This window comes from Geodermatophilus tzadiensis (assembly GCF_003002915.1).
Taxonomy (GTDB): Bacteria; Actinomycetota; Actinomycetes; order Mycobacteriales; family Geodermatophilaceae; genus Geodermatophilus; species Geodermatophilus tzadiensis.
Genome location: NZ_PVTG01000011.1, coordinates 134,918 through 151,830, shown reverse-complemented (window position 1 = coordinate 151,830; position 16,913 = coordinate 134,918). Strand labels below are relative to the sequence as shown.

General features: G+C 75.8%; 18 protein-coding genes. 9 read left to right on the top strand and 9 right to left on the bottom strand.

What is annotated here, in order from left to right:
• Positions 1-88: 88 nt before the first annotated feature.
• Together LY71_RS23805 and LY71_RS23800 are read right to left on the bottom strand one after the other, a co-directional pair.
• Positions 89-772: a response regulator gene (locus LY71_RS23805; RefSeq protein WP_106279012.1), complete on the bottom strand. Its 684-nt coding sequence runs from the start codon at positions 770-772 to the stop codon at positions 89-91.
• Complete coding sequence (locus tag LY71_RS23800; RefSeq protein ID WP_106279010.1) at positions 769-1,935, bottom strand: sensor histidine kinase; 1,167 nt, start codon at positions 1,933-1,935, stop codon at positions 769-771. The genes LY71_RS23805 and LY71_RS23800 overlap by 4 nt, the downstream gene beginning before the upstream one ends.
• A 240-nt stretch (positions 1,936-2,175) precedes the next feature.
• Here LY71_RS23800 and LY71_RS15140 point away from each other — a divergent pair, with 240 nt between their 5' ends.
• The 5 genes from LY71_RS15140 (at position 2,176) to LY71_RS15120 (ending at position 8,124) form a co-directional block, all read left to right on the top strand.
• Positions 2,176-2,976, top strand: coding sequence for a CPBP family intramembrane glutamic endopeptidase (locus LY71_RS15140; RefSeq protein ID WP_106279008.1), 801 nt, complete (start codon positions 2,176-2,178; stop codon positions 2,974-2,976).
• A 123-nt stretch (positions 2,977-3,099) separates the two neighbouring features.
• Positions 3,100-4,377: an ABC transporter substrate-binding protein gene (locus LY71_RS15135; protein ID WP_170121374.1), complete on the top strand. Its 1,278-nt coding sequence runs from the start codon at positions 3,100-3,102 to the stop codon at positions 4,375-4,377.
• Positions 4,378-4,408: 31 nt separating this feature from the next.
• The gene (locus LY71_RS15130) at positions 4,409-5,395 is read left to right on the top strand and encodes a carbohydrate ABC transporter permease (RefSeq protein WP_106279004.1); all 987 of its coding nucleotides are present in this window, start codon (positions 4,409-4,411) and stop codon (positions 5,393-5,395) included.
• Positions 5,392-6,237, top strand: a complete 846-nt coding sequence (locus LY71_RS15125; RefSeq protein ID WP_106279002.1) for a carbohydrate ABC transporter permease — start codon at positions 5,392-5,394, stop codon at positions 6,235-6,237. The genes LY71_RS15130 and LY71_RS15125 overlap by 4 nt, the downstream gene beginning before the upstream one ends.
• 117 nt (positions 6,238-6,354) lie before the next feature.
• Entirely contained in the window at positions 6,355-8,124 is a 1,770-nt protein-coding gene (locus LY71_RS15120) for a GmrSD restriction endonuclease domain-containing protein (RefSeq protein ID WP_146146155.1), read from the top strand.
• Positions 8,125-8,127: 3 nt separating this feature from the next.
• Here the strand turns inward: LY71_RS15120 and LY71_RS15115 are convergent, their stop codons facing one another.
• Positions 8,128-9,606 (bottom strand): LamG-like jellyroll fold domain-containing protein, encoded by a 1,479-nt coding sequence (locus LY71_RS15115; protein ID WP_106279000.1) that lies wholly within the window; start codon positions 9,604-9,606, stop codon positions 8,128-8,130.
• Between the two features lie 20 nt (positions 9,607-9,626).
• Positions 9,627-10,229, bottom strand: coding sequence for a hypothetical protein (locus LY71_RS15110; protein ID WP_106278997.1), 603 nt, complete (start codon positions 10,227-10,229; stop codon positions 9,627-9,629).
• Positions 10,230-10,468: 239 nt separating this feature from the next.
• Between LY71_RS15110 and LY71_RS15105 the strand changes: the two genes are divergently transcribed.
• Positions 10,469-10,672 carry a cold-shock protein gene (locus LY71_RS15105; RefSeq protein WP_073420333.1) on the top strand — a complete coding sequence of 68 codons (204 nt, stop codon included), beginning with the start codon at positions 10,469-10,471 and terminating at the stop codon, positions 10,670-10,672.
• A gap of 69 nt (positions 10,673-10,741) precedes the next feature.
• Here the strand turns inward: LY71_RS15105 and LY71_RS15100 are convergent, their stop codons facing one another.
• Positions 10,742-11,203 (bottom strand): hypothetical protein, encoded by a 462-nt coding sequence (locus tag LY71_RS15100; protein ID WP_106278995.1) that lies wholly within the window; start codon positions 11,201-11,203, stop codon positions 10,742-10,744.
• A gap of 79 nt (positions 11,204-11,282) precedes the next feature.
• Complete coding sequence (locus LY71_RS15095; RefSeq protein WP_106278993.1) at positions 11,283-11,930, bottom strand: hypothetical protein; 648 nt, start codon at positions 11,928-11,930, stop codon at positions 11,283-11,285.
• Positions 11,931-12,106: 176 nt separating this feature from the next.
• Between LY71_RS15095 and LY71_RS15090 the strand changes: the two genes are divergently transcribed.
• The 3 genes from LY71_RS15090 to msrB all read left to right on the top strand — a co-directional run bounded on the left by LY71_RS15090 (position 12,107) and on the right by msrB (position 15,357).
• Positions 12,107-14,257, top strand: a complete 2,151-nt coding sequence (locus LY71_RS15090) for a sensor histidine kinase (RefSeq protein WP_106278991.1) — start codon at positions 12,107-12,109, stop codon at positions 14,255-14,257.
• Positions 14,244-14,900: a response regulator transcription factor gene (locus LY71_RS15085; protein ID WP_106278989.1), complete on the top strand. Its 657-nt coding sequence runs from the start codon at positions 14,244-14,246 to the stop codon at positions 14,898-14,900. The genes LY71_RS15090 and LY71_RS15085 overlap by 14 nt, the downstream gene beginning before the upstream one ends.
• A gap of 67 nt (positions 14,901-14,967) precedes the next feature.
• Positions 14,968-15,357 (top strand): peptide-methionine (R)-S-oxide reductase MsrB, encoded by a 390-nt coding sequence (gene msrB / locus LY71_RS15080; RefSeq protein WP_245887924.1) that lies wholly within the window; start codon positions 14,968-14,970, stop codon positions 15,355-15,357.
• A 13-nt stretch (positions 15,358-15,370) separates the two neighbouring features.
• Here msrB and LY71_RS23510 read toward each other — a convergent pair whose 3' ends face one another.
• The 3 genes from LY71_RS23510 to LY71_RS15070 form a co-directional block, all read right to left on the bottom strand.
• On the bottom strand, positions 15,371-15,514 hold the full coding sequence (locus LY71_RS23510; RefSeq protein WP_170121373.1) for a hypothetical protein: 144 nt from the start codon (positions 15,512-15,514) through the stop codon (positions 15,371-15,373).
• Positions 15,515-15,699: 185 nt separating this feature from the next.
• The gene (gene hemQ, locus LY71_RS15075) at positions 15,700-16,419 is read right to left on the bottom strand and encodes a hydrogen peroxide-dependent heme synthase (protein WP_106278985.1); all 720 of its coding nucleotides are present in this window, start codon (positions 16,417-16,419) and stop codon (positions 15,700-15,702) included.
• Between the two features lie 7 nt (positions 16,420-16,426).
• Positions 16,427-16,888, bottom strand: coding sequence for a hypothetical protein (locus LY71_RS15070; protein ID WP_106278983.1), 462 nt, complete (start codon positions 16,886-16,888; stop codon positions 16,427-16,429).
• Between the last annotated feature and the right edge of the window lie 25 nt (positions 16,889-16,913).

Genomic DNA, 16,913 nt, shown 5'->3' with positions numbered 1-16,913 from the left:
GGGAGGAGGTGACCCCATTCTGCGCGCCCGCCCGGCAGCCGGATGCGGTCCGTGCGGACCTTTCTGCGACCGCTCCCCCGCGCCCGGATCAGCGCGCGGGCGGACCGGGGGGATCCCCGGAGGCCGGGTCGACGAAGCCGGTGCGGTAGGCCCAGACGACCGCCTGCGTGCGGTCCCGGACCCCGAGCTTGCCCAGGATGCTCCTGACGTGGGTCTTGACGGTCTCCTGCGACAGCCAGACCCGGCCGGCGATCTCGGCGTTCGACAGGCCCTCGGCGAGGGCGCGCAGGATCTCGGCCTCCCGCGTGGAGAGGTGGGCGGAGGCCCGGAGCCGCTCCCGGTCGGGAGGTCGGCGGCCGGCGTGGGCGGCGAGCAGGCGGCGCGTGACCGCGGGGGCGACCAGCGCGTCGCCGGCGTGGACCGTCCGGATGCCGTCGACCAGCTGCTCGGGGGTGGCCCGCTTGAGCAGGAAGCCGTCCGCCCCGGCGTCCAGGGCGTCGTCGACCACCTCGTCCAGGTCGAAGGTGGTCAGCACGAGCACCCGGGGACGTCGCGGCCAGGACGTGATCTCGCGCGTGGCGCTCACCCCGTCCAGGCGGGGCATCCGCACGTCCATGAGGACGACGTCCGGCTGCAGCGTGCGCGCTCGGTCGACGGCCTCGCGCCCGTCGGCCGCCTCGCCCACGACGGTGACGTCCTCCTCGCCGTCGAGCAGGGCCCGCAGTCCGCTGCGGACCAGCCGGTCGTCGTCGGCCAGCAGCACCCGGATCACGACGGCACCCCCGCGGCCACGGGCAGCACCGCGTGCACCCGGAACCCGCCCTGGACCGGGCCGGCCTCCAGCTCGCCGCCCTCCAGCCGGGCCCGCTCCCGCATGTTGACCAGCCCGTGGCCGGACGACGGCTGCGCGACGGGGGCGCAGTCGTTGACCACCTCGAGCACGACCTCGGACCCGCGCCGGTCCACGGCGACGCGGATCCGCCCGGCCGGGGTGTGCTTGACGGCGTTGGTGAGCGCCTCCTGCGCGATCCGGTACACCGCCCGCGCCGTCGGGGCCGGCAGCTCGACGTCCGTCGTCCGCAGGTCCACCTGCCGGCCGGTCGACCGGATCCGGTCCACCAGCTGCCCGAGGTCGGCGACCGTCGGGGCGAACGGCTCCGCGGACCGCGGGTCGTCCGGCTGCAGCACCGCGAGCACCCGGTTGAGCTCCTCCAGCGCGGCGCGCCCGACGGTCTCGACGGAGCCCAGGGCCTCCTGCGCGAAGGCCGGGTTGTCGGCGAAGACCCGCCGTCCCACCCCCGCCTGCAGGACCATCACGTTCACCGTGTGCCCGAGCGAGTCGTGCAGCTCGCGGGCCAGCCGGTTGCGTTCCTGCAGCAGCAGCCGCTCGGCCGCCAGGGCCTGCTCGCGGCTCTCCGCGACCAGGCGGGCCTCGGCCACCACGGCCCGCGTCCTCCGGCTGCTCAGCTCGCCGACGACGACGGCGACGAGGAAGTGCAGGACGATGCCGGGCAGCTGGCCCGTCGGCGCGCCGCGGTCGAACACGACGTACCCGGCGATGCCCAGCGCCGCGACGACCGTGGCCGCCGCGCGCACCCGCCGTCCGCCGACGTCGAAGCAGCTGAACAGCGCGATCCACGCCGGCCAGTCGAGGAAGCCGATGGGGTAGCCGGCGGCCGCGTTGACCACCACCGTGGCGCTCGCCCCGGCCTGGGCGACCACCGGCGCGGTCTGCCGCCAGAGCAGGGCCAGCGGACCGAGCACCGCGAGGAGGAACCTGCCCTCGTCGACCGGTGCGTAGGCCGGCCCCGCCGGCAGCAGGAGGACGTGGAGGACGGCGAGCACCCCGAGGCCACCGGCCAGCCACGCGTCGATCCGGGTGCCGGCCCACCGTCCCGGCGGGTGCGGTCGGGCGGCGGTCGGCGTCGGGGCCATGGCGCATCGTCGCGCCCGGGGCACCGGGGACGACACCCCCGCCGGCGGCGTCCTGCTCCCTCGCGCGAGGGAGTGCGGCGGCCGGCCGGGTGAGCCGCCGCTCTCCCGGACCCCTCGTGCGGGGGCGGCGGTCGACCCGCGCGGGGCTCGTGGCCGGACGCCGCCCGGCGGAACGCTCGTGCCGCACGCTCCTCCCGGCCCCGGACCCGCTCCGGGGCTCCCCCCAGGAAGGGCCCGGCCATGACCGACACCCACACCACCACCACCGTTCCGCAGCCCCCGGCCGGCCGGCCGGACGGGCCCGTGCTCCCCCAGCTGGGCCTGCGCGGCGTCCTCGGCGTCTGGGCCGCCGCCGCGCTCCCGATGGGCCTGCTCGCCTGGGTCGTCGCACCGGCGGTCGCCGACCGCCTCGACGGGCCCGGCGCACTCGCCCGGGCGACGGTCCTCGCGCTGGTCGCCGGCCTCGCCTGGCAGTTCGTCCTCGTGGTGGTCCTGGTGCGCCGCGAGCAGGAGACGCTCCGCTGGGCGGTCGTCCGCGACGCGCTGTGGCTGCGCTCCCCGCGCAACCCGAGGACCGGCCGTCGCGGCGGGCGGATGTGGTGGGTCGTCGTGCCGTTGATCGCCCTCGCCGCCGCCAAGGACCTCGTGCCCAAGATCCCGCACGACGCGGGCCTCGACTTCTTCACCTTCCTGGGCACCGACGCCGGCCGCGACCTCCTGTCGGGCGCCTGGGGGTGGTTCGCCGTCCTCGTCGCGATGTGCGTCCTCAACACGGTCGTCGGCGAGGAGCTGCTCTTCCGCGGCTACCTGCTCCCCCGGATGGCCGGCGTCTTCGGCCGGTACGACTGGGTCGCCAACGGGGTGCTGTTCGGCCTGTACCACCTGCACCGGTGGTGGGCCGTCCCCGGCCTGCTGCTGGGCACCCTGACCTACGCCCTCCCCGCGCGGCGCTACCGCAGCGCGCTCGTCGGCATCGCCGTGCACAGCGCGCAGAGCGTCGTCCTCGTCGCGCTGGTCCTGCCCGCGGTCCTGCAGGGCTGAGGACCTCCGGCTGCGGACGCGTAACGACCCGTCGCCGTTCCTTGACGCCGCGTCGGGCCGGGACGGACGATGCGCCACCCGTGTGCCCTGCACCACGGACGACGACGTCGAAAGGGTCCACCCGTGCGCTCCTCCTCGAAGGTCCTGGCCACCTCGGCGGTCTGCCTGCTCGCCACGGCGTGCACGGGACAGACGGCGTCCTCCGGGGACGACGGCGGCGGGAGCGGGGGCGGGGACACGCTCGTGTACCTGGTCGAGCAGCTGGAGGACGCCGACTCGCTCAGCCGGCTCGAGGAGCACCTGGCCGACTTCACCGAGTCCTCGGGCATCGAGGTCGAGGTGCAGCAGCTCGACATCGACACCATGCGCACCGTGCTGCAGACCCGGCTGCGCGCCGAGGACGGCCCGGACGTCATCAGCTGGGGCTCGGGGCCCTCCTTCGCCGGGGCACTCGCCGAGGCCGGTCTGCTCTACGACCTCACCGACGCCTACGAGGAGAACGGCTGGGAGGTCTACGACTTCGCCAAGGAGCGGGTCACCTACGACGGCAAGGTCCACGGCATCCCCGGGGAGATGGAGACCGTCGGCCTCTTCTACAACACCCAGGTCCTGGAAGACCTCGGCGTCCAGCCGCCGCGGACGCTCGACGAGCTGCGCGCCGCGTGCGAGGCGATCAGCGCGGCCGGCGTGGTCCCGATGGCCTTCGGGGACCAGGACGCCTGGCCCGGCAGCCACCTGCTGAGCATGGCGCTGTCGAGCGCCGTGGGCGCCGACGGCATGGAGGCGCTGCTCTCCGGCGAGCGGTCCTGGGACTCCCCCGAGGTCGTCGACGCGTTGACCTTCTGGCAGGAGGCCAACCAGAACGGCTGGCTGGGCGAGTCCCCGGTGTCGATCGACTACGACACGATGACCGCGCAGTACCTCTCCGGCGAGGCGGCGATGATCCCCACCGGCAGCTGGTTCATCAACGACCTGGCCGTCGGTGCCGACTTCGAGTCCGGCTACGTGCCCTTCCCGGCACCGGACGGCGAGGGCGTCTTCGCCGCCGGCCTGGGCTCGGGGCCGATGATCAGCGCCAACACCGACAACCCCGAGGGCGCGGTCGAGCTGCTGGACTTCTTCGCCTCCGAGGAGCACGGCCAGTGGTCGGTGGAGAACCTGCAGACCATCCCGCCGCGGCCCATCGACACCGCGGGACTGGACGTCGAGCCGCTGCTCGCCCAGGTGCTCGAGGACGTCTCCACGCTCTCCGAGGGCGGCGGCCAGCTGGGCTACAACATCGACGTCCTCATGCCCGAGGCCTTCAACGAGGCGATGTTCGACGGCATCCAGGCGCTGCTCACCGGCCAGTCGACGCCGGCCGAGGTGGCGGCGGCGATGCAGGCCGCGTCGCAGCAGTGAACCGGGGCCCCTCCGGCGGCCGGGGGCCGGCGTGACCGCGGCGCCGGCTCCCGCCGCGGCACCGCCGCTGCCCGAGCCGAGGAGGTCGCGCCGGCGAGGACGCCGGGAGCGGTCCGGCGTCTCCGCGGCCACCCGCCGGCAGCAGGCGCGCCTGGGCGTGCTGCTCGTCGCGCCGGCGGTCGTGCTGATGGCGGTCTTCCTCGTCTTCCCGGTGCTCAACGCCGTCTACTACGTCTTCGTCGACTTCGACGGCCTGGACACGACCCCGCCCTGGGTGGGGCTGGCCAACTTCACCGAGCTGGCGCAGGACCGGCAGATGTGGGCAGCCGCCTGGAACAACGTCATCTGGATCGTGCTGGGCACCGCCGGGCCCCTCCTCCTGGGCACGGGGCTCGCCCTGCTGCTGTGGGGGGTGCGGCGCGGCTCGACCTTCTACCGCGTCGTCTTCTTCCTGCCCTACGTGCTGCCCCAGGTGGCCGTCGGGGTCGTGTGGGGCTGGATCTACGCGCCGACCCGCGGCTGGCTCAACCGCGGCCTCGAGGCGGTCGGGCTCGGCGGGGTGACCCGGGGCTGGCTGGGCGACCCGGACACCGCGCTGTTCGCCGTGCTCGGCACCGCGATCTGGACGGCCACCGGCTTCGTCTTCGTGATCGTCCTGTCGGCGCTGCGCAACGTCGCCACGGAGCTGGTCGACGCCGCCATGCTCGACGGCGCGAACTACCTGCAGCGGCTGCGGTACGTGGTGATGCCACAGATCATGCCCGTGTTCCTCATGGTCACCGCGCTCACGCTGATCGGCGGCTTCGCCGTCTTCGACATCGTCTTCGTGATGACCGGGGGCGGCCCCGCGAACGCCACGGAGGTGCTGGGGACCTACGCCTACAGCAACGCCTTCCAGCTCAGCCGGATCAGCTACGGCACCACCCTCGCCCTCGTGGTGACCGCGCTGGCCGTGCCGGTGGCGGTGTGGCTCAACCGGCTGCAGCGGCGGGCCTCCGGCGAGGGGCTGGGCGCGTGAGCCGGCGGGGACGGGCCTACGCGCCCGGCCGGCCGGGGATCGGCCGCCACCTGGCGCTCGCGCTGCTGGCCCTGGTCACCCTGTTCCCGGTGGTCCTGGTCGTCTCCACGACCCTCAAGAGCGCCCAGGACGTGCGGGCCAACCCGTTCGGCCTGTTCAGCTCCTTCTCGCTGGAGAACCTCGACACGGCCTGGACCGTCGGCGACTTCGACAGCTACCTGCTCAACAGCATCCTGCTCAGCGTCCCCAGCACGGTGATCGTCGTCGTCCTGTCGACGATGGCCGGCTACGCCTTCGCCCGCCTGCCGTTCCCCGGCCGCACCGTGGCGTTCTACCTGGTGGTCTTCGGGCTGCTGGTGCCGTTCTTCGCCTACATGGTCCCGCTGTACTTCCAGATGCGGTCGATGGGCCTGCTCGACAGCCTCATCGGGGTCAACCTGGTCCTGGCCTCGACGCAGCTGTCGTTCGGCACCTGGTTCATGCGGGCGTTCTTCTCCGACCTGCCCACCGAGCTGGAGCAGGCCGGCCGGATGGACGGCGCCAGCGAGTGGCAGCTGTTCCTGCGGGTCATGGTGCCGCTGGTGACCTCCGGCATGGGCGCGCTGGCGGTGTTCACCTTCCTGCAGCAGTGGAACAACTTCCTGGTGCCGCTGCTCTACATGCCCGGCGGGGGCTACCGGCCGCTGACGCTCGGCCTGTACCTGTTCATCGGCGGGCGGTCGGTCGACATCGGCCCCCTCGCCGCCGGCACGCTGATCACCATCCTCCCGGTGGTCGTGCTCTACGTCGTCCTGCAGCGCCAGGTCACCCAGGGCTTCCTGTCCGGGGCCGTCAAGGGCTGAGAGCGGCCCTGGCGACTCCCCCGCCCCACCCGTCCCTCCGCCCCCTGGTTGCTGTACGGCTGCGTTCCGCGTGGCGGACCATGGCGAGCCGGTGCACCACAGCCACGGGGAGCTCGCATGTCGTCGTTGTCCGACCCTGCCGTCCAGGCCGTCCTGCGCTACCACCGGGAGCGCTCCCCGGAGTCGCCGGTGCGCTCGGTGGTGGCCAAGGCCGTCGCCCTCGGCTTCGACGTCGTCCCGCCCGGCGCGGGCGGCCCGGCCACCGACCTCGGGCTGGTGACGCGCCGCCCGTCCGGCCCGCAGGTCACCCTCTCCGTCGACGGCGGGGCGCTGGTGTCGAACGGCACGGCCGAGCGCGCCTTCGCCGCCGGGCTGCCCGGGGCGGTGCAGACGCGCGTCGACGTGCGGTTCCCCTTCGCCGGCGCGGACCCGTTCGAGGTCCTCGTCGCGTTCTCCGAGCACGCCCGGCTCGCCGCGCCCGCGCCCGCGCCGGCGCCCTGGCGGCCCGTCCCGACCCCCGGTCCGGCACCGGCCGGACGGCGCGGCCGGCTCCTCCCCGGCGTGCTCGCCGCCGTCGTGCTGCTGCTGGTCGGAGTCGGGATCGCCATCGGAGGGGTCGGCGGCGGCCTCGTGACGGCCGGCCTCGCCGCGCTGCTGGTCGGCCTGTGCGCCGTCGTCCTCGGCCGGGCACGGTGGGCCTTCGTCGCCTCGCGCCGCATCGGCAGCGCCGTCCTCGGCGCGGGCCTGGTCGCCGTCCTCGCCGGTGGCGCGACCCTGCCGGAGACGGAGCCGGCCGCGGCCTCGGCGCAGGCCGCCGCACCTCCGTCGCACGCCGACCCGACGGGGGCGGCCACGTCCACCGCGGCGGCCGAGGTGGCGGCCGACGCCGCGGCCGCCGAGACGGAGACCGACGAGTCGGCGGTGCCGGCGGTCGAGGCGGCCACCGGCCTGCTGTCCGACGCCGCGACCACGGACGCCGTCGGATCCGCCGGGCCCACGACCGCCCTGGCGGCGCTGGCCGCCGTGCCGGTGCAGGGCCGCGCGCCGCGCACCGGCTACGACCGCGACCTGTTCGGCAACGGCTGGGTGGACACCGACCGCAACGGCTGCGACACCCGCAACGACGTCCTCGCCCGCGACCTCACCGGCGAGGCGTTCAAGCCCGGCACCCGCGACTGCGTCGTCCTCACCGGCACCCTCGACGACCCCTACTCCGGCCGGACCATCGCCTTCCAGCGCGGCCAGGGCACCAGCGAGGCGGTGCAGATCGACCACGTCGTGGCGCTGTCGGACGCCTGGCAGAAGGGCGCCCAGCAGTGGGACGCCGCCCGCCGCACCGCCTTCGCCAACGACCCGCTCAACCTGCTCGCCGTCGACGGCCCGCTCAACCAGCAGAAGGGGGACGGCGACGCGGCGACCTGGCTGCCGCCGGACCGCTCCTACCGCTGCGCCTACGTGGCGCGGCAGGTCGCGGTGAAGGTCACCTACGGGCTGTGGGCGACCGCGGCCGAGCGCACCGCGATCGCCACCGTGCTCAGCACCTGCCCCGACCAGCCGCTGCCCGACGGCGTGGTCGCCGTCCTGCCCGCACCGACGGCCGCCGCCACGACCACCGCGGCCCCCGCGACGCCGCGGGCCGCGCCGACGACGTCGCGGCCCGTCCCGGTCCCGGCTCCTGCACCCGCTCCCGCCCCGGCACCGGCGCCGGCGCCCGCCCCCGCACCGGCACCGGCACCCGCACCGGCACCGGCGCCCGCCCCCGCGCCCGCGGCCACCTACGCGAACTGCGACGCGGTCCGCGCTGCCGGCGCGGCGCCCATCCACGCCGGGGACCCCGGGTGGGACCCGAAGTTCGACCGTGACCACGACGGCGTCGGCTGCGAGTAGTCCTCAGCGGCCGGCGGTGTGGTGGTCGGCGACCTGCGCCGCCGTGAGCACGACGCCCGGGGAGAAGGTGGCACCGGCCAGTGAGCCGGCGAGAAGGTTGCTGGTCGGCCGCACCGGCCAGGGGTCCTTGCTCAGCTGGTCGTAACCGATCCGCGGGTAGCCACCGGTCGTGCGGGCGGTGGTCATCGAGGTGCTGGCGGCCACGAGCGCACCGTCGGCGTAGAGGCGGGACCCGGTGTTCACGGACCCGCTGGTCAGCGTGACGGCGACGTGGTGCCAGGCGCCGTCGTTGTAGGCGCCCGGGGAGCTGATCGTCTGGACGGTGTTGTTGGCCGGCTGCAGCCCGAACCAGAGGCGGCCGTCGTTGGCCAGGTAGAGCAACCGGTCGGTGCTGTTCGACGCGCCGGTGGGTGAACTAGCCAGCGTCAGCAGGACGCCGCCGCTGGTCGTGGTGGTGCGGAACCACACCTCCACGCTCAGCGACGTGGCCGCCGTGACGGTCGTCGCGGTGCTGACGTAGCCGGTGCTGCCGTTCAGCGTCACCGCCCGGCCGCCGTCGCGCGGGCACGGTCCGGGCGCGCCGAGCGTGTAGCCGCCCTGGTAGGTGCCGTTGGCCGCCGTCCCGACGGTGTCGGCGGCCGTGGCCCCGGTCGTCTCGGTCAGCGGGTAGAAGCGGTCGGCCACGGCGGCGCCGGTGATCCCGCCCGCCCCGACGTCGCCGGCCGCGTTGAGGCAGGAGTAGTGGGGGATCGAGTCCAGCTGCCCCGTGCTGCCGGCCGTGGTGGCCACGAACCCGGCCCAGCCGGGCGACACGACGGGGAGCGCCACGGCGGTCGCGGCGGCCAGGGCCACCACGAGGAACAGGCGTCCCGGCCGACGGCGCACGGGGGCCCGGTGCCGGCCGGGCGCCGGTCGCGCCGGGACGACGGGTACCGGCGGGCGGTACAGCAGGGCCACGGCGGCCAGGCCGACCAGGACCAGCGCGCCGGCGACCAGCGGTGCCGGCCGGTGCTCCCCGAGCCAGACCAGCGGGGAGCCGATGACCGGCACCTTCAGCGCGCCGACCCCGTGGACCGCGGACCGGTCGACCGGCGTGCTGTCCGCCCGGGCGTTGGCGTCGCCGCGCAGCACCAGGCCCGCGTCGGTCGCCTCGACCAGCCGGTGCAGCCTCAGCCGCCCGGCGTGGTCGGGGTCGTCGACGAGCAGGACCTGGCCGGGCGTCACGTCGCCGTCGGTCACGGGCCGGGCCAGGACGACGTCACCGACGTCGAGGGTCGGGGCCATCGACCCCGACACGACCACCGACGACTCCCAGCCCGCGGCCACCGGCACGACCGACCACAGCAGCAGCCCGGCGAGGGTACCGAGCAGCCCGCGGGCCAGCATCGAGACGGTCAGCACCGCCCAGGTGCAGCGCCAGGCGCCGCCGCTGCGTCGGCCCGCGGAGCGCCCGCGGACGGCCGGGGCGGGATCGGTGGTCATGGCGAGGCTCCGGGAGGACGTCAGAGGCTCTGCGTCTCCCAGGTGAAGCCGACCGAGGCCGTGCCGCCCTGGGTGGTGTTCGGTGCCGAGGTGCTGAAGGAGTAGGAGAACCGGAAGGCGCGGGTCTCCGCGGCCGAGCCGGTCGGCGTCCAGGCGCCGTAGCCGCCCGCGTAGGTGGTGGCGGTGAAGGCGGCGAGGGTGCCGCCGTAGACCGCCGAGCCCGACGCGAGGGCGGTGAAGTCGCTGCAGTCGGCGGCGGTGCCGGTGCCCTGCGTCACCGTGAGGGTCAGGTGGGTCGACAGCTGGTTGGTGGTCGCCAACCCGGTGCCGTAGAGCTTCACGCTCGAGGGCGCGGTGCCGGTCGAGGTCACCGCGATGCAGCGCGTCCCCGAGGCGCCCGGCGCGAGCCGGCTCGCGGTGAACAGCGCCGTGTTCGCGTCGTTGTCGCTGAGGGCCACCGTGCCGGCCGCCCAGTTGCTGGCCGGGGTGTCGGTCGCGGCCGAGAAGGCGGCGTACGACGAGGTCCAGACCGTGCCGACGGCTCCGGCCAGGCCGACGACCGGTGCGAGGAAGGCGCCCACGAGGGCGGCCCGGCGACCGGGCAGGCGGACGGTGCGGGTCATGTCATCTCCTGGTGACAGCGGCCACCTGGTGGACCGACTGACACCGATCTCGGACGATCCGGTGGCACACAACAGGTCTCCGCCGGTGCTCCTCACCCGGAGGGGTGGAGGACGTCGCGACGAGAACGATCAGCCCCGTCCCCCCACGGACCCGTCCCGGCAGGCTAGGGTCGTGCCGTCGGGAAGGCCCTGCGCACTGGCAGGACCCCGATGCACCATCGCAGCTAGGAGCGAGCGCAATGCCCGAAGGAACTGTCAAGTGGTTCAACGCGGAGAAGGGGTTCGGCTTCGCCACCCCTGACGGTGGCGGACCGGACGTCTTCGTCCACTACTCGGCCATCCAGACCAGCGGTTACCGCAGCCTCGACGAGGGGCAGCGCATCTCGTTCGACGTCGAGCAGGGTCAGAAGGGTCCGCAGGCGGCGAACGTCACCCCGCTCTGATCGCCTGAGCCACCGACAGCGCCCCCGTCCGGTCCGCCGGACGGGGGCGCTGCCGTGTCCGGGCCCGGTTCAGCGGGCGCGGGGCACGTACCCGCCGATGAGCGCGGACATCAGCAGCGCGCCGTCGTCCGGGCCGACGGCGGCCGCGGCGTCGGCGAGGGCCCGCCAGCGGGCGCGCTCGACGTCGGTCGGGGCGTGCTCGGCCCGGGCGGACAGCTGCTCGAGCAGCCGGTCCCACTCCCCCTGCGGCGTCGGCCACAACCCGGTCAGCCGGCGGGCCTCCGGCGAGACGCCGGTGAAGCGCACGATCTCGCCGGAGTAGGTGGTGAGCACCTCGACGTAGCCGGCGTCGGCCAGCGCCCGGGCCGCGGCCAGCACGTCGGGCTTAGCCAGACCGCTGGCCGGCACCACCTGGCCCAGGTAGGGGTTGCCGCCGTGCTCGGGCCCGTCGACCAGCCGGGCCACCGCGCGCAGTACGGGCAGGTCGCGGCGGAACCAGGTGTCGGGCAGGGGCCGGTCGGGCGGGGTCACCCCGGCAGTCTCCGCCGCACGCGACGGTGCCCCGCCACCCGGGGTCACGGGGTGGCGGGGCGCCGGGCAGGGGGCCGCCCTAGTCGCGCGCCCCGGTCAGCTCGGGACGCAGTGCCAGGACCACACCGAGGGCGACGTAGCCGACGAGCAGGTGACCGGCGGCGGTGTAGGCGACGAACTCCGGCGCGAGCTGCGCCACCGGGATGTTGACCGGCGCCCAGCTCTCCGCGCCCAGCGGCCACCACCGCGCCGCGCCGGTCCAGCGGCCGGCGATCGCGATGCGGATGCCGATGAGGAACATGCCGACCATCGACAGCGGCCAGAAGGCGTCCAGGGCCAGGTACCAGCCCTCCTCGGCGTACTGCGGCAGGAAGGCCGAGGTGGACGTGGAGGTGATCGCCAGGGCGAGCAGCACGTGCTCGAGGTGGAGGAAGAAGCGGGCGAGCCGGCCCGTGCCGATCGCCCCGGTGCGCAGCTGCACGGACACCAGGGCGACGAGGCCGAGCTGGAACAGCAGCGCGGTCACCTCGTAGGTCAGGTCCTGCCAGCGGCTCGCGGGGTCGATGCCGAACGCCAGGGTGGCGGCGGCCCAGGCCGCCGAGCCGGTGGCGACCGCGATCCCGGCGCGGCGGACGGACCGGAGCGGGACCGCCGGGCGGGCGGGCGCGGTGCCGAGCCCGGTCGAGGTGTCGGTGCGGGCCGGCGCGGGGGTGGTGCTGAGGGACATCTCGTCTCCCGGGTGGTGGTCGCGGTGCCCTGCGCACCGCCTGGGAGAACCGTCTCGGGGCGGCGTCCCGGGCGGCCAGGGCGCGCCGCCCTCGATCCGGTCCCGGTCGCCGTCCCGGGGGACACGGGACACCTGCCTCCTGACGGCCGGGACGCCCGTCGGCCAGGATCGCCCGCGTGCAGACCCAGGCCCCGGTGACCGGGCGCGCGACGACCCGACGCGCGGCGCCGGCCGAGGCAGCCTCCCCCGCACCCGGCGCCCCGGGCGCCGGATCCGGTCCGCGGGCGGCCGGGTGGCTGCTCGTGGCGGCCACCGTCGCGGCGGCGGCCGGCGCCGTGGTGCTCGACGTCCTCACCCCGGCCGCGGCTCGGGAGGCGGCGGGCGCCACACCCGGCTGGACCGTGGGGCTCCCCGGCGTCGGGCTGGCGGTCCCCACCGCGCTGCTGCTGCGCCGGGCGCCGCGCAACGCCGTCTCCTGGGTGCTGGGCGGGACGGGCCTGCTGTGGGCCCTCGACGGCCTGGCCCAGTCCTGGCTGACGTTCGCGGTCCAGGACGCCCCGCCGCTGGCCGGGGCGACGGCGTCCTTCTGGTTCGTGAACCGCTTCGGCGCCTGGCTGCTGCTGGGCCTGCCGCTGCTGCTCCTGCTCTACCCCGACGGCCGGCTGCCCGCGGGCCGCTGGCGACCGGTGGCGGTGGTGAGCCTGGCGTCGACGGCGCTGCTGCCGACGCTGCTCCTGGTCGTGCCGTCGGAGATCGCCGACGCCCGGACCGGCAGCCGGGTGCCGGAGGTCTACCGCTCGCTCGACCTCGACCCGACGAGCCTGCCACTGCCCGAGGCCGTCGCCCTCCCGCTGCTGCGGCTGGCGTTCCCCGTGGCGGTGCTGGGCGTCGTGGTCCCGGTCGCGGCCGTCGTCGCCCGGTACCGGCGGGCCGGTGGCGAGGACCGGCGGCGGATGCGCTGGCTGCTGTGGGCGGCGGTGGTCGACCTGCTGGTGATGGTGGGGACCCTGTTCGCGCCGGGCGACGGGGCGTCGTTCGCCCTCTCCCTCGCCGTCGCGCTCACCGGCGCGGCGGTGGCCGTCGGCATCCTGCGGCCGCGGGCGGTCGACGTCGACCGGCTCCTCGGCGGCACCCTCGTCCACGGCGGCCTCGCCGTCGGGGTGGTGCTGCTCGACCTCGCCGTCCTGGGCGCGGCCGGCGCGCTGCTCGGCGACGCGTTCGGCGAGCGCGACGCCACCCTGCTCACCCTGCTGCTGGTCGCGGTCGTCTACGTCCCGCTGCGCGACCCGCTGTGGCGGCTGGTGCGCCGCTGGGTGCTCGGCGAGCGCGAGGACCCCTACCGCGTCGTCTCGGACCTGGCCGAGCGGCTGGAGCGGTCCGACGGCGCGGAGGAGCAGCTGACGGCGGTCGCGGCCGGCATCGCCGAGGCGTTCCGGGTCCCCTACGTCGGCGTCGAGGTCGACTCCGCCGACGGCGGCCGGCTGGTCGCCGAGCACGGGGAGCGCCCGGGGGGCGTGCAGTCGCTGCCCATCGCCTACCGCGACGAGCAGGTCGGCCGCCTGCTGCTGCCCCGCGACGGCGTCCGCGCGCACCTGCTCACCCGCGACGAGCGGCTGCTGGCCGACGTCGTCCGGCAGGCCGCCGCCGCCGCCCGCGCGAGCTCGCTGGCCGCCCAGGTGCAGGCCAGCCGCGAGTCGCTGGTGACCGCCCGGGAGGAGGAGCGCCGCCGGCTCCGCCGCGACCTGCACGACGGCCTCGGCCCGTCGCTGGGTGCGGTGGTGCTGCGCATCGACACCGCCCGCAACCTGGCCGCCACCCGCCCCGACGACGCCGACCGGCTGCTGCGACAGGCCCGCGACGACGTCGCCGCCGCGCTGGCCGACGTCCGCCGGCTGGTGCACGACCTGCGGCCGCCGGCCCTGGACGACCTCGGCCTGGCCGGTGCCGTGCGCCAGCAGGCCGAGCGGCTGCTGCCCCCGCCGGTGACCGTGACCGTCGAGGCCGAGGGTGCGGCCGACCTGCCCGCGGCCGTGGAGGTGGCGGCCTACCGGATCGCGTCGGAGGCACTGGCCAACGTCGCCCGCCACGCCGCCGCCTCCCGGGTGCGGGTGGGCCTGACCCGCGCCGGCGGGGACCTGGTGGTGACCGTCGCCGACGACGGCGTCGGCATCCCGCCGGAGCGCGCGGCCGGCGTCGGGCTGGTGTCGCTGCGCGAGCGGGCGGCCGAGCTCGGCGGACACTGCACCGTCAGCTGCCCGCCCGACGGCGGGACGGAGGTGCGGGCGGTGCTGCCCGCGCGGGGAGGAGCGACCGGTGACCGAGCCTGACGAGCCGCTGCGCGTCGTCGTCGCCGACGACCACCCGGTCTACCGGGACGGGCTGGCGCTGCTGCTCGGCTCGGTGCCGGGCCTGGAGGTGGTCGGCACCGCGGCCGACGGCGCGGCGGCGGTCGAGGTCGTCCGCGAGCAGCTGCCCGACGTCGTCGTGATGGACGTGCAGATGCCGGTGCTCGACGGGATCGAGGCCACCCGCCGGATCGCCGCCGAGGCGCCGTCGGTGGGCGTGGTGGTGCTGACGATGAGCGAGGACGACGGCACGGTGTTCGCCGCCGTCCGGGCCGGGGCGCGCGGCTACCTGCTCAAGGGCGCCGACCAGGAGGAGGTGGTCCGCGCGATCACCACCGTCGCGTCCGGCGGGGCGGTGTTCGGCGCGGCGCTGGCCCGGCGGATCGCGGAGTTCTTCAGCGCCGGGCCGGCCGGCCCGGAGACGGCGTTCCCGCAGCTCACCGCCCGGGAGCGGGAGGTGCTGGAGCTGGTGGCCGCCGGGCGGTCCAACGCGCAGATCGCCGCGGCGCTGTTCCTGTCGCCGAAGACGGTGCGCAACGTCGTGTCCAACGTGCTGACCAAGCTGCAGGTCACCGACCGCGCCCAGGCGATCGTGCGGGCCCGGGAGGCGGGGCTGGGCCGGTGAGGCGGGGAATCCGCCCGCGGCCCGGGTCGTTCTCCCGGGCATGACGACGTCCGCGCAGCAGCCGAAGGTGACGAAGACCGACGAGCAGTGGCGGGCGGAGCTCTCGCCGCAGGAGTACGCCGTCCTCCGCCAGGCCGGCACCGAGCGCCCGTGGACCGGCGAGTACGTGGACACCGAGACCGTCGGTCTCTACACCTGCCGGGCCTGCGGCGCCGAGCTGTTCCGCTCGGAGACCAAGTTCGACTCGCACTGCGGCTGGCCGTCCTTCTACGAGCCGTCGGCCGCCGACGACGTGGTGCTCCGCGAGGACCGCACCCACGGGATGGTCCGCACCGAGGTCCTCTGCGGCACCTGCCACAGCCACCTCGGCCACGTCTTCGACGACGCCCCGCAGACGCCGACCGGCGACCGCTACTGCATCAACAGCGTCTCCATCCGGCTGGTGCCCGCGGAGTAGCCGCGGCGACCGGTCAGCCGCCGACGATCCTCGAGATCCGCGCCCCGCGGTCGTCCTCCTTCCCGCAGCGGGCGCACTCGAGGTGGCCCTGTCCCTGGTCGTTGCGCTGCGCGCGCCAGGCGTGCAGGCCCACGCGGCAGCGGAGAGTCCCCAGCACGGCCGCACGGTGGACCCGAGGCAGCGGGCCCGACAGGGCCGAACGCCCCGAGGGCGGTCACCCGGTGCCGGGTGGCCGCCCTCGCCGTACCGCGTCCTCCCTCACCGCAGCGCGTCCTACCGAACCGTGGGCGGTCGGGGAGGACGCGCGACGATCAGGTCACCTGATCCTCGCGCGACCGGGCGTCACGGCAGGTCGGCGACCAGCTCCGCGACCGGCTTTCGGGTGCCGGTGTAGAACGGCACCTCCTCGCGCACGTGCCGGCGGGCGCGGCTGGCCCGCAGGTCGCGCATGAGGTCGACGATGCGGTGCAGCTCGTCGGCCTCGAAGGCGAGCATCCACTCGTAGTCGCCCAGGCCGAAGGACGCGACGGTGTTCGCGCGCACGTCGGGGTAGGGCCGGGCCTGCATGCCGTGCTCCTTGAGCATGTCCCGCCGCTCCTCGTCGGGCAGCAGGTACCACTCGTAGGACCGCACGAACGGGTACACGCAGACGTAGCGGCGCGGCTCCTCCTCGGCCAGGAACGCCGGGATGTGGCTGCGGTTGAACTCCGCCGGCCGGTGCAGCGCCATCTGCGACCACACCGGCTCCAGGTGCCGGCCGAACGCCGTCCGGCGCAGCCGGGTGTAGGCCTCCTGCAGCGCCTCCGGCGTCTCCGCGTGCCACCAGACCATGAGGTCGGCGTCGGCGCGCAGGCCCGAGACGTCGTAGGTGCCGCGGACGACGACGCCCTTGCCGGCCAGCTCCTCGACCAGGCCGGTCACCTCGTCGGCCAGGGCGGTGCGCGGCTCGTCGCCCAGCGGCCGGGCCAGCCGGAACACCGACCACATCGTGTAGCGGATGAGGGCGTTGAGCTCGTTGGCCCGCTTGCCGACGCTGCGCTGCTCCTGGGGCGTCTCGGTCATGCCCCCATCATCGCGCGACCGGCGGGCGGCCTGCCGGGGCGCCGGGTGTGGCGCGGACCGCAGCGGCGGCCAGGGCCAGCACCAGCGCGTCCTCGGCCAGGGCCGCCGGCAGCGCCCCCAGTCTCGGTGCCGCCGCCCGCCGCCAGCGCGCCCCGCCCAGCGTCCCCGCCGCGGCGCCGGCCGCCCCGGCCAGCGCCGGCAGCACCCACCCGCTCCCGGCCCGGCGGGCCAGCAGCCACCCGCCCACCGCGCCCGAGGCCAGCCGGACGGCGGCGCTCGGCGGGATCGTGCGATCCGGCGTCCCGGGCAGCTTGTCGCCGACCAGCTCACCGGCGACGGCGGCGAGCGCGGCCGCCCTCAGCGGCCACCGCGGGGACGAGGTGAGCACGGGACCGGCCACACCGAGGGTGCTGCGGCCCCCGGCGGCGGTCCCCAGCAGGGCGGCGCGCAGGACGGCGGAGGAGGTCACGGGGGCGAGCCTGTCAGGCCGCGGT